The 12,447-nt window shown below is 64.4% G+C and carries 13 protein-coding genes; all 13 read left to right on the forward strand.

Features of this window, described 5'->3' with window-relative positions; genetic code table 11:
* Positions 1–8 precede the first annotated feature (8 nt).
* The 13 genes from truA (at position 9) to AC3A6M_RS15095 (ending at position 12,439) form a co-directional block, all read left to right on the forward strand.
* Complete coding sequence (gene truA, locus AC3A6M_RS15035) at positions 9–809, forward strand: tRNA pseudouridine(38-40) synthase TruA (protein ID WP_487853526.1); 801 nt, start codon at positions 9–11, stop codon at positions 807–809.
* A 6-nt stretch (positions 810–815) separates the two neighbouring features.
* Positions 816–1,511, forward strand: coding sequence for a phosphoribosylanthranilate isomerase (locus AC3A6M_RS15040; RefSeq protein ID WP_487853527.1), 696 nt, complete (start codon positions 816–818; stop codon positions 1,509–1,511).
* Entirely contained in the window at positions 1,495–2,739 is a 1,245-nt protein-coding gene (trpB, locus tag AC3A6M_RS15045; RefSeq protein WP_487853528.1) for a tryptophan synthase subunit beta, read from the forward strand. The genes AC3A6M_RS15040 and trpB overlap by 17 nt, the downstream gene beginning before the upstream one ends.
* Positions 2,740–2,763: 24 nt before the next feature.
* A complete protein-coding gene (trpA, locus tag AC3A6M_RS15050) occupies positions 2,764–3,564 on the forward strand; it encodes a tryptophan synthase subunit alpha (RefSeq protein WP_487853529.1) in 801 nt (266 codons plus the stop codon).
* A gap of 108 nt (positions 3,565–3,672) precedes the next feature.
* The gene (locus AC3A6M_RS15055) at positions 3,673–3,945 is read left to right on the forward strand and encodes a hypothetical protein (RefSeq protein WP_487853530.1); all 273 of its coding nucleotides are present in this window, start codon (positions 3,673–3,675) and stop codon (positions 3,943–3,945) included.
* Positions 3,946–4,079: 134 nt separating this feature from the next.
* The gene (gene accD / locus AC3A6M_RS15060) at positions 4,080–4,952 is read left to right on the forward strand and encodes an acetyl-CoA carboxylase, carboxyltransferase subunit beta (RefSeq protein WP_487853531.1); all 873 of its coding nucleotides are present in this window, start codon (positions 4,080–4,082) and stop codon (positions 4,950–4,952) included.
* 75 nt (positions 4,953–5,027) lie between these two features.
* On the forward strand, positions 5,028–6,326 hold the full coding sequence (gene folC, locus AC3A6M_RS15065) for a bifunctional tetrahydrofolate synthase/dihydrofolate synthase (protein ID WP_487853532.1): 1,299 nt from the start codon (positions 5,028–5,030) through the stop codon (positions 6,324–6,326).
* An 11-nt stretch (positions 6,327–6,337) separates the two neighbouring features.
* Positions 6,338–7,348, forward strand: coding sequence for an SPOR domain-containing protein (locus AC3A6M_RS15070; protein WP_487853533.1), 1,011 nt, complete (start codon positions 6,338–6,340; stop codon positions 7,346–7,348).
* A 4-nt stretch (positions 7,349–7,352) separates the two neighbouring features.
* A complete protein-coding gene (locus AC3A6M_RS15075) occupies positions 7,353–7,841 on the forward strand; it encodes a CvpA family protein (protein WP_487853534.1) in 489 nt (162 codons plus the stop codon).
* Between the two features lie 32 nt (positions 7,842–7,873).
* Positions 7,874–9,397, forward strand: a complete 1,524-nt coding sequence (purF, locus tag AC3A6M_RS15080) for an amidophosphoribosyltransferase (RefSeq protein ID WP_487853535.1) — start codon at positions 7,874–7,876, stop codon at positions 9,395–9,397.
* 48 nt (positions 9,398–9,445) lie between these two features.
* Positions 9,446–10,711: a cystathionine gamma-synthase family protein gene (locus AC3A6M_RS15085; protein WP_487853536.1), complete on the forward strand. Its 1,266-nt coding sequence runs from the start codon at positions 9,446–9,448 to the stop codon at positions 10,709–10,711.
* 87 nt (positions 10,712–10,798) lie between these two features.
* On the forward strand, positions 10,799–11,599 hold the full coding sequence (locus tag AC3A6M_RS15090; protein WP_487853537.1) for a tetratricopeptide repeat protein: 801 nt from the start codon (positions 10,799–10,801) through the stop codon (positions 11,597–11,599).
* Between the two features lie 84 nt (positions 11,600–11,683).
* On the forward strand, positions 11,684–12,439 hold the full coding sequence (locus AC3A6M_RS15095; RefSeq protein WP_487853538.1) for a tetratricopeptide repeat protein: 756 nt from the start codon (positions 11,684–11,686) through the stop codon (positions 12,437–12,439).
* The last annotated feature ends 8 nt before the right edge of the window (positions 12,440–12,447 follow it).

Below are 12,447 nucleotides of genomic sequence, written 5' to 3' on the forward strand. Positions count from 1 at the left end.
CTGACTGCGTGACGAGAATTGCCCTGGGTGTCCAGTACATCGGCACCGCCTGGAACGGTTACCAGAAACAGCCTTCGCGCGACACGGTCCAGGACCAGCTGGAGATCGCGCTCGAGAAGTTTGCCTGCACCCCGCTGGCCACCACCTGCGCCGGCCGCACCGACGCCGGCGTGCACGCGATCGAACAGGTCGTCCACTTCGACACGGATCTGGAGCGTCCGCCGCAATCCTGGGTGCGCGGCACCAACGCCTTCCTGCCGGATTCGATCGTGGTGCGCTGGGCGCACGTGGTCGTGCCGGATGAGGAAGGGCAGGAATTCCACGCCCGCTTCTCGGCCCGGTCGCGCACCTACCACTACGTGCTGTACAACCATCCGAACCCGTCGGCCCTGCTGGCCGACCGCGCCGGCTGGGTGTTCCGTCCGCTGGACGTCGTGCGCATGCGCGAGGCGGCCCGGCACCTGATCGGCACGCACGACTTCAGCAGCTTCCGCGCCTCCGGCTGCCAGGCGAATTCGCCCGTCAAGCAGATGCACGAGGTCAGCATCGTGCGCCACGGCGACGTGATCGTGTTCACCGTGCGCGCCTCGGCCTTCCTGCATCACATGGTGCGCAACATCGTCGGCTCGCTGATCTACGTGGGCACCGGCCGCAACGAGCCGGGCTGGATGGCCGAGGTGCTGGCCGCCCGCTCGCGCGACGCCGCCGCGCCGACCTTCATGCCCGACGGTTTGTATCTTGCTACAATCGACTACGATCCGAAGTGGGGGCTGCCGCAGGAGGCGACGCCGCCGCTGCCGTGGCTCTGAAAACATATGCAACGAACCCGAATCAAGATCTGCGGCATCACCCGCGAACAGGACCTGCGCGCCGCAGTCGATGCCGGCGCCGACGCTCTCGGCTTCGTGTTCTATCCGAACAGCCCGCGCTACATCGCGCCCGACCGGTTCGCGGCCCTGGCGCCGGCCCTGCCGCCCTTCGTCAGCGGGGTCGCCCTGTTCGTCAACGCCACCGTGGAGCAGGTCCGCGAAGCCGTCGATGCCGGCCCGATCGCGCTGCTGCAATTCCATGGCGACGAGACAGCGGAGCAGTGCGCGGCCATCGCGGATGCCGTGAAACGTCCTTTCGTGCGGGCCTTCCGCGTCAAACCCGACACATCTTCCGCCGATTTGCTAGAATCGGAAGCTCAATACCGCGCCGCCAGCCCCTGGTTCTCGAGCCTCCTGCTCGATACCTGGGTCGACGCCTACGGCGGCGCAGGAAAGGTTTTCGATTGGTCTCTTATTCCAAAAGAGCTCGCGCCTCGGGTCGTTTTGAGTGGTGGCTTGAGCGTGCAAAACGTGACTAGCGCGGTGATGCGCGTACGCCCCTTTGCGGTCGACATCAGCAGTGGTGTCGAGGAAAGCAAGGGGATCAAGGATGCCCGCAAGATTGCCGCGTTCGTCGACGCGGTGCGGGCTGCCGATGCATCACCCGATATGAGCGAGTCACACCATGAAGGAAAGCCCTAAAGGTCTGTTCAAGACCCCCGAGTATCAACTGCCGGACGCCTCCGGCCACTTCGGCCCCTACGGCGGCAGTTTCGTCGCCGAGACCCTCAGCCACGCGCTGGCCGAACTCAACGAAGCATATGCGCGCTACAGCCAGGATCCGGAATTCCTGGAGGAGTTCCGCTACGAGCTGGCGCATTTCGTCGGCCGTCCGTCGCCCGTGTACCACGCCAAGCGCTGGTCGCAACAGGGCGCGGTCGGCAACCTTGGCGCCCAGATCTTCTTCAAGCGCGAAGACCTGAACCACACCGGCGCGCACAAGATCAACAACGTGATCGGCCAGGCCCTGCTCGCAAAACGCATGGGCAAGCCGCGCATCATCGCCGAAACCGGCGCCGGCCAGCACGGCGTGGCGACGGCCACCATCTGCGCGCGCTTCGGCCTCGAATGCGTGGTCTACATGGGCGCCGAGGACGTCAAGCGCCAGGCCCAGAACGTCTACCGCATGAAGCTGCTGGGCGCGACCGTGGTGCCGGTGGAAAGCGGCTCCAGGACCCTGAAGGACGCGCTCAACGAAGCGATGCGCGACTGGGTCACCAACATCGAGAACACCTTCTACATCATCGGCACCGTGGCCGGTCCGCATCCCTACCCGATGATGGTGCGCGACTTCCAGTCCGTGATCGGCGAGGAATGCCGCGTGCAGATGCCGCAGATGACCGGCCGCCAGCCGGACTATGTGGTCGCCTGCATCGGCGGCGGTTCGAACGCGATGGGCATCTTCTATCCCTACATCGACGAAGCCGGCGTGAAGCTGGTCGGCGTCGAGGCGGCGGGCGAGGGCCTGGACAGCGGCAAGCACTCGGCTTCCCTCACGGCCGGCTTCCCCGGCGTCCTGCACGGCAACCGCACCTACCTGCTGCAGGATGCGAACGGCCAGATCATCGAGACCCATTCGGTGTCGGCCGGCCTGGACTACCCGGGCGTCGGCCCCGAGCACGCCTGGCTGAAGGACATCGAGCGCGCGCAGTACGTGTCGATCACCGACGACGAAGCGCTGCAGGCCTTCCACGACTGCTGCCGCATCGAGGGCATCATCCCGGCGCTGGAATCGTCGCACGCGATCGCCTACGCGGCCAAGCTGGCGCCGACGCTCCCGAACGACCAGATCATCCTGGTGAACCTGTCCGGCCGCGGCGACAAGGACATGCACACCGTGGCGCAGCGCGCCGGCCTGAACTTCGGTTGATCAGACAAGAACAAGAGAGCAGACATGTCCAGAATCGAACACACCTTCAACGCCCTGAAACAGCAGGGCAGGACCGGCCTCGTCACCTTCGTCACGGCCGGCGACCCGGGCCCCGACGTGACGGTCGCTATCATGCACGCCCTGGTGGCGGGCGGCGCCGACGTGCTGGAACTCGGCGTCCCGTTCTCCGACCCGATGGCGGAAGGCCCGGTGATCCAGCGCGCCTGCGAACGCGCGCTGGCCTTCGGCATCAGCATGAACGACGTCTTCAACTACGTGCTTGAATTCCGCAAGACCAACCAGCACACGCCGGTGGTCCTGATGGGCTACGCCAACCCGATCGAGCGCATGGGGCCGTCGGAGTTCATCCGCCGCGCGAAAGCCGCGGGCGCCGACGGCGCCATCGTGGTCGACTATCCGCCGGAAGAGTGCGAAGCCTTCGCCGCCGAGATGAAGGCGAACGACCTCGACCTCATCTTCCTGCTGGCCCCGACCTCCACGGTCGAACGCGTGAAGCAGGTGGCGCGCCATGGCAGCGGCTTCAGTTACTACGTGTCACTGAAAGGCGTCACCGGCGCCGGCGGCATCGACACCGCCGACGTGGCGCGCCGCGTGGCCGCGATCCGCGAACACGTCAAGCTGCCGATCGGCGTCGGCTTCGGCATCCGCGATGCCGAGACCGCGAAATCGGTGGCGGCGGTGGCGGACGCGGTGGTGATCGGCAGCCGCATCATCCAGGAGCTGGAGAACACGCCGAAGGAGCAGGGGGCGGAAGCGGTGCGGGCGTTCGTGGCCGGCATCCGCAGCGCGCTCGACGCCCGCTAGGCCGGCGCACGCGCCAGTTGCTCGACCGGGGCCCATGCGCCCCGGTTTTTGTTTTCTTTGATGCAAACATCAGCTACATTGTCGGCAGTGCAACCACACCCCGCCGACATGAAAACCCAGATCGTCCATATCTCGAAACTGCAGACCTCGAAAGTGATGGCCGTGCTCTACCTGGTCATCTCGATTCCGCTGATGCTGATGATGTCCCTGCCGACGCTGTTCATGCACCAGCCGGTGCAGTGGAGCATGATCTGGTGGGTGCCGCTGCTGTACGCCGTTTTCGGCTTCCTCTTCACCTTCCTTGGCGCCTGGATCTATAACGGTGTCGCCGGCATGATCGGCGGGATCGAGTTCACGATCTCGAACGACGCGTCGGACTGAGCCTGAAGCGCAGGCCGCATGCTGCCTGCGTTTCAAGCTTGCTAAGAAGCTAAGGTCTTACCGGCAAGAATTCGACAAGCCCGAATTGAACGGCTACACTACCGCCAATTCAGAATTGCCGCAAAGGAGAACACATGAGTTGGTTGGAAAAACTGCTGCCCCCCCGGATCCAGCGCTCCGATGCCGCCAAAAAGCAGACCATGCCCGAGGGGCTGTGGGTCAAGTGCCCGTCGTGCGAAGCCGTGCTGTACCGTACCGACCTTGAGTCGAACCTGCATGTCTGCCCGAAGTGCAGCCACCACATGCGCATCCGCGCCCGCGAGCGACTCGACGCCCTGCTGGATGAAGGCGGCCGTTATGAGATCGGCCAGGACGCGCTGCCGGTCGATACCCTGAAGTTCAAGGACAGCAAGAAGTATCCCGACCGTCTCAAGCAAGCCATGGACGCGACCGGCGAAACCGATGCGCTGATCGTGCAGGGCGGCTCGATCATGAGCCTGCCGGTGGTCGTCGCCTGCTTCGAATTCGAATTCATGGGCGGCTCGATGGGTTCGGTGGTCGGCGAGCGCTTCGCGCGCGGCGCCCAGGTGGCCCTGGAGCAGAAGGTGCCTTTCGTCTGCATCACCGCCACCGGCGGCGCGCGCATGCAGGAAGGCCTGCTGTCGCTGATGCAGATGGCCAAGACCACGGCGATGCTGACCAAGCTGTCGGAGAAGAAGCTGCCGTTCATCAGCGTGCTGACCGACCCGACCATGGGCGGCGTCTCCGCGTCGTTCGCCTTCATGGGCGACGTCGTGATCGCCGAGCCGAAGGCCCTGATCGGCTTCGCCGGCCCGCGCGTGATCGAGAACACCGTGCGCGAAAAGCTGCCGGAAGGCTTCCAGCGCGCCGAGTTCCTGGTCCAGAAAGGCGCCGTCGACATGATCGTCGACCGCCGCAAGATGCGCGAAGAGATCGCGCGCCTGCTGGCCCTGCTGCAAAGCCAGCCGGCCGACGTCATCGCCTGATCGTTTCCATCGGCGCGGCCGGCGGCTCTTCCCGGGCTGCCGGCCGCGTGCGCTTTCTGGCATACCGGATACCCCATGCAAAACTTCCCGACCACCTTGCCCGACTGGCTGGCGCTGCTCGAGTCGCGCCATGCCGAAACCCATATCGACATGGGCCTGGACCGCGTGCGCGCCGTCAAGGAGCGCCTGAACCTCGCGTTTTCCTGCCCCGTGATCATGGTCGCCGGCACCAACGGCAAGGGCTCGACCTGCGCCATGCTGGAAGCGATGCTGCTGCAGGGCGGCTACCGTACCGGCCTGTACATCAAGCCGCACTTCCTCGACTTCAACGAGCGCGCCCGCATCAACGGCGAAATGGCCAGCGATGAAGCGCTGGTTTCCGCGTTCGACGTTGTCGAGAATGCGCGCGGCGAGATCGACCTGACCTATTTCGAGTTCACCACGCTGGCCATCGCCTATCTGCTGTCGACCAGCGAGATCGATGTCGCGATCCTCGAAGTGGGCCTCGGCGGGCGCCTCGACGCCGTCAACGTGATCGACGCCGACGTCTCGATCGTGACCAGCATCGACATCGACCACAAGGACTACCTGGGCGACACCCGCGAGGAGATCGGCTTCGAGAAGGCCGGCATCTTCAGGCCGGGCAAGCCGGCGATCTGCAGCGATCCGCAGCCGCCGCAATCGCTCATCAAGCATGCCGAAGAGATCGGCGCCGACCTGTGGCTGATCGGGCGCGACTTCAACTACCAGGGCGACAAGCAGCAATGGGCCTACGGCGGCCGCTCGCAGCGCCGCAACTCGCTGGCCTATCCGGCCCTGCGCGGCGCGAACCAGTTATTGAACGCCTCGGCCGCGCTGGCCGCGCTGGAAAGCCTGCGCCTGCGCCTGCCGGTGGGCGCACAGGAAGTGCGCGCCGGCCTCGCCATGGTCGAGCTGCCGGGCCGTTTCCAGGTGCTGCCGGGCCGTCCGACCACGGTGCTGGACGTGGCCCACAACCCGCACGCGGCGGCGACCCTGGCCCAGAACCTGGGCAATATGGGCTTCCACCGCTTCACTTATGCGGTGTTCGGCATCATGCAGGACAAGGACATCGACGCCGTCATCGAACACATGGCGCCTTACGTCGACCACTGGTGCGTGGCGGCGCTGCCTTCGACGCGCTCGGCCGATCCTGCCGAGCTGGCGGCAAAGCTGGAGGCGAAGAAGCCGGCCGGCGCCAAGCCCGACGAATTTTCGGTCCAGATCTTCGCCGACCCGGCCGCAGCCTTCCAGGATGCAACGAGCCGGGCCGGACAGGATGATAGAATAGTGGTCTTTGGCTCGTTCTATACCGTGGCTGGCGTGATGGCGGCCCGTAAATCCTCTCTTCATTGACCTGACATCGCATGGGCTTGTTCTCGTTCTTCGGTAAAAACAAGCAAGGCCGCGCTGCCGAGGACAGCGGCCGTTTCTACAGCAAGGACGACGACGCCGCACTCGGCGAGCGCGCCCGTTCCAAACGTGCCTCGAGCGCGGGCGCCGTCGCCGGCAGCACGCGCGGACGCGGCACCGGCAACGACCCGATGCTGCCCGAGAAGAAGCGCGCACGGCGCCGCCTGGTCGGTGCGATCGCGCTGGCGCTGGCCGCCGCCGTCGGCCTGCCGATGCTGCTCGACTCCCAACCCAAGCCGCTGGCCGGCGACATCGCGATCCAGATTCCGCCCAAGGACAAGGCCGCACCGCTGCCGGTGCCGGCCGAGCCTTCGCCGGCCCCTGCTGGCGACGCCGCCCGCGGCGTGAAGGCCGTCGCCGCCGAGGACAGCGTCGACAAGGGCGAGGAAGTGATCCAGGCGCCGCCTGCGGCCAAGGCCCCGGCTCCCGCGCCGGCCGTGGTGGCGACTGCGAAGGCGCCGGGCGTGGCCGACCTGCCGAAGCCCGAACGCAAGCCGGAGCCGCCCAAGGCCAAGGCCGAACCGAAGCCCGAGCACAAGCCGGAGCCCAAGGCCGAGCGCAAGGAAGCCGCCAAGCCCGAGCACAAGGCCGAGAAGACCGAGAAGGCCGATGGCAGGCAGGCCGACAAGCCCGTCAAGCCGAAGAGCGAGGACAAGCCGGCCAAGCCGCATGACGACGTCCGCGCCCTCGCCATCCTCGAAGGCAAGGCCGCCGAGAAGGCCGAGAAGGACAGGCAGGCGGATGCCGGTTCGCAGAAGTTCGTGCTGCAGGTCGCCGCCATGTCGAGCCAGGACAAGGCGGCCGAAGTGCAGGCCAGGCTGCGCGGCGCCGGCATCAATTCGTACACCCAGAAGACCGGCGAGCTCATCAAGGTAAAGATCGGGCCGCTGAACAAGGAAGACGCCGAAAAGATGCGCGCCAAACTGGGCCACCTCGGCCTCTCGGGATTCATGACCCCTGCCTGAAGCCGTGACGATTTTCGACTACATCGTCCTGTTCATCCTGATCTCGTCGGTCATCATCAGCACCATGCGCGGCCTGGTGAAGGAAATCCTGTCGCTGGCCGGCTGGGTCGCCGCTTTCGTGGTGGCGAACGCCTTCGGCGCGAAACTGGCGCCCATGCTACCATCCGTGATTCCGGGCGAGTCGCTCAGGCTGATCGTTGCCTTCATTGCACTGTTCCTGGGTGTGCGCGTGCTGATGGGCCTGCTGGCCCTGGCGATCGGCGCACTGATCGAAGCCACCGGCCTGTCGCTGGCCGACCGCGGACTCGGCGGCCTGTTCGGCCTGGGCCGGGGCATTGTAATCGTGCTGGCCGGCGTCATATTGTGTGGAATGACTTCCATCCCCCAACAGGATTTCTGGAAAAACGCGTTGCTCTCTCCCATGGCGGAAACCGGGGCGCGCACGGTCAAGCCTTTCTTGCCTGCTGCCTTTGCGCAGCATGTTCAGTTTTAGATTTTTCATCATTAGCTGTTTAGGAGCGCACCATGTGTGGCATCGTCGGCGTCGTCTCGCAAGCCCCCGTCAACCAGTTGCTGTATGACGCATTGCTGCTGCTGCAGCATCGCGGCCAGGACGCGGCAGGTATCGCAACCAACCATAGCAGCATGTTCTCGATGTACAAGGCCAACGGCCTGGTGCGCGACGTGTTCCGCACACGTAACATGCGCTCGCTGCAAGGCAATTCGGGCATCGGCCACTGCCGCTATCCGACCGCCGGTTCGTCCAGCGAAGAGGAAGCGCAGCCGTTCTACGTCAACGCGCCGTTCGGCATCACGCTGGCGCACAACGGCAACCTGACCAACCAGGCCCAGCTGAAGGACGAGCTGTTCCGTATCGACCGCCGCCACGTCAACACCGGCTCCGACTCGGAAGTGCTGCTGAACGTGCTGGCGCACGAGATCCAGACCGCCGCCAACGGCTACTCGCTCGACCCGGAAGCCATCTTCAAGGCGGTCGCGATGGTGCACAAGCGCGTGCGCGGCGCCTATGCCGTGATCGCCCAGATCGCCGGCCACGGCCTGCTGGCCTTCCGCGATCCGTTCGGTATCCGTCCGCTGTGCCTGGGCGTGAACGAAACCGAGAATGGCCCGGAATACCTGGTCGCCAGCGAATCGGTGGCGCTCGAAGGCCTGGGCTTCCGCTTCGTGCGCGACATCGCGCCGGGCGAGGCGGTCTTCATCGACGACGCCAGCCAGCTGCACGCGCGCCAGTGCGCCGAGAATCCGTCGCTGAACCCGTGCGCCTTCGAATACGTGTACCTGGCGCGCCCGGACTCCGTGATCGACGGCGCCTCGGTCTACGCAACGCGCCTGAGGATGGGCGAATACCTGGCCGACAAGATCCGCAAGGAGATCCCGGTCGAAGAGATCGACGTCGTGATGCCGATCCCGGATTCCTCGCGCCCGGCCGCGATCCAGCTGGCGCTCAAGCTCGGCGTCGAGTACCGCGAAGGCTTCATCAAGAACCGCTACATCGGCCGCACCTTCATCATGCCTGGGCAGGGCATGCGCAAGAAGTCGGTGCGCCAGAAGCTCAACGCGATCGCCGCCGAATTCAAGGACAAGAACGTGCTGCTGGTGGACGACTCGATCGTGCGCGGCACCACCAGCCGCGAGATCGTGCAGATGGCGCGCGAAGCAGGCGCACGCAAGGTCTTCTTTGCCTCGGCCGCGCCGCCGGTGCTGTATCCGAACGTGTACGGCATCGACATGCCGACCCGCGACGAGCTGATCGCCCATGGCCGCACCGTCGAGGAAGTCTGCCGCGAGATCACGGCCGACCGCCTGGTCTACCAGGACATCGAGGCGCTGAAGAAGTCCATCATGGACGTGAACCCGCTTCTCACCAGCGTCGAGGCTTCCTGCTTCGACGGCGTCTACATCACCGGCGACATCTCGCCCGAATACCTGGACAAGCTGGAGAGCCACCGCCACAAGAGTTCCGGCAAATCGTCCGAGGACCTGGTGCGCACCCAGCTCAACCTGAATCCTCCGGTAGCAGCGGAATAATCCTTGACCGGGCGCCGTGGCGCCCGTTTTCATTTGTACGACACGAACATGAGCGACACGAACAACTACGGTTTCACCACCACCATCCTCCACAACGACCGCCAGAAGACCATCGAGCAGGGTTCGCTGCACAAGCCCATCCACACCTCGGTCGCCTTCGGCTACGGCGACGCGCGCCAGCTGGCCTCGGTCTTCCAGGGCAAGGAACCGGGCTTCCGCTACGGCCGCCAAGGCAACCCGACCGTGTCGGCGCTGGAAGACAAGATCACGAAGATGGAAGATGGCGTGGCGACGCTGTGCTTCGCCACCGGCATGGCGGCGATCGGCGCGCTGGCGCAGGCCTTGCTGAAGGAGGGCGACCACGTGGTGTCGTCGTCGTTCCTGTTCGGGAACACCAACAGCCTGTGGAACACGGTGGCGGGGCAGGGCACCGAGGTGTCTTTCGTCGACGCGACCGATGTCGCCAACGTCGAGGCGGCGCTCAAGGAAAATACCCGCCTGGTGTTCGTCGAGACCATCGCCAATCCGCGCACCCAGATCGCCGACCTGGCGCGCATCGGCGAACTGTGCCGCGAGCGCGGGATTCTCTACGTGGTCGACAACACCATGACCACGCCCTGGCTGTTCCGCCCGAAGGCGGTGGGCGCCGGGCTGGTCGTCAACTCCCTGACCAAGTCGATCGGCGGCCACGGCATGGCGCTGGGCGGCGCGCTGACCGACACCGGCCTGTTCGACTGGAGCGCCTATCCGAACATCGCGCCGAACTTCCGCAAGCAGCCGGCCAAGGCCCAGGGCATGGCCCAGTTGCGCGCCAAATCGCTGCGCGACTTCGGCGCCTCGCTGGCCCCGGAAGCGGCCCACCACATCGCGGTCGGGGCCGAAACCCTGGCCCTGCGCATGGACCGCACCTGTGCCAACGCGCTGGCGCTCGCGCAGATGCTGGAAGCCGACGAACGGGTCGCCGCGGTCCACTATCCGGGCCTGGCCTCGCACCCGCAGCACGGCCTGGCGACGACATTGTTCCGCGCCTATGGTTCGCTGTTCAGCTTCGAGCTGAAGGAGGGCACCGACTGCTTCGACTACCTGAACCGCCTGAAGATAGCTATTCCGGCCAGCAACCTGGGCGACACGCGCACCCTGGTGATCCCGGTCGCGCACACGATCTTCTTCGAGATGGGACCGGAGCGCCGCGCCAGCATGGGCATTGCCGAGTCGCTGATCCGGGTGTCGGTGGGGATCGAGGATACGCAGGATTTGCTGCGCGATTTCGGCGAAGCATTATCGCCGACATCATTGCAACATAACGCAACATAATAAACAGCGATCTTATGCATATTGGCTTGAAGTCCTGGCAATCTCTACCTACCATGAAGCTTCATTGCCCCTAACGTGGAGATTCAGATGAAAAAGTTATTGTGCGTATCCCTGATGCTGATTTCCGGCGTTGTATTTGCTGACGATCTGAATGAGGCAAATAAACTGTTGAATGCCAAGGAATATGGACGGGCGCTGCCTATCTATGCCCGGCTTGCAGAAGCAGGAAATGCGGAAGCACAATTTCGCCTTGGAGAAATGTACTGGTTTGGCGACGGTACTGCACCCGATCTGAAAAAGGCAGCTGCCTGGTTCCAGAAATCGGCAGCGGCCGGCAACAAGGATGCGGCGGAATCGCTGCAATCCCTGAACCGCCGCGAGACGCGAGGTAATGAAATCGTCTATTGGATGAAGGAATATAAAGGCGAAGATCTGACTTCGGGTAAATACGCCTGCGCTGCGCCGACCATTCCAGTCGTCTCGAAAACGAATTCCGAAATCAAGAAGGTTTCGGATGACGTGGCAACCTGGCAGGAATGCTATAACGGCGCCGTTGCCAATCTCAAGAGCCTGTCGCCGGTATTGAAACATGTGCCCAAGGATGTGCTCGACATGATGACGCCGGCGGAGATCAGCCAGACCCAGTCGCATCTCGATCAGGTGTTCGCGAATGTCGCACGTTCGATGGGCGATAGCGCGTCGGCGGTGCTGGCCCAGCGTGACGCCTGGTCCAAGGCGACCAATACCTACGTCGCCGATGTGAACAAGAAGAACGCCGAGGAAACCGCCCGCAACAAAATGCAGATCACGACCGATCTGCGCCGGGTGTACGAGGGGAATCAGGCACTGGCCAATGCCCCCCGGGGCGCCAATCCGGCAAATCACTGAACTTGCCGTTACAGTTGAGTAATTGGCACTCGCCGATCCAGGCGATATCATGTGCCATTACTCAACTGCATAGATCGATCGCACGTGAAAACTGTCGTTTTTTGCCTGAGCATGCTGTTGGCGGGAACCTGCTCCGCCGACGAGCTTGCTGCCGCCAATGCGGCGTTTACCAACAAGGATTATGCCGGCGCGCTGCAGCGCTATACGAAGCTGGCGAATGCCGGCAACATCGAGGCCCAGCAGCACCTGGGCGAAATGTACTTGTACGGCGAGGCCGGCGCCGTCGACGAGGCCAAGGCCGAGGCCTGGTTCCGCAAGGCCGCGGCGAAGGGCAATAGCGTCGCCATCGCTTCTCTCGACCTGATGCGCCGGCGCGGCGAACACCGTGCCGACATCGATTACTGGGTCGACAAATACGATGGCTCCGACCTGACCACCGGTCAATACCGCTGCCCGGCGCCGCGCTTTCCTACGGTTTCCAAGCAGAGCGACGAGATCGACCGGGTCTCGGCCAGCATGACGAAGTGGCAGGAATGCTATAACGCCCAGGCGCGCGCGCTGAATGAGGCGTCGCCGCTGACCAAGCGGATCCCCGCCGATGTGGCAAAGCTGATCAACAAGTCGGAGATGGAGCGGGCGGAGAAACGATTGGCCGAGGTCTATACCAACCTGACCGAGAGCGCCCAGGTCAAGGCCAAGCTGGTGCTGGCCGACTTTGCCGTGTGGCGCGACGCCACCGACGCCTGGGTCAAGGAACACAACGAGATCGTGAAGAGCACGCCGAGCCTGGAACGCGAGAAGGAACTCGAGAATCGGCGCAACAACCGCGTCAACAATTGACGCGCCGC

The sequence above is a fragment of the Telluria sp. Soil_C_11 genome, from assembly GCF_057657395.1.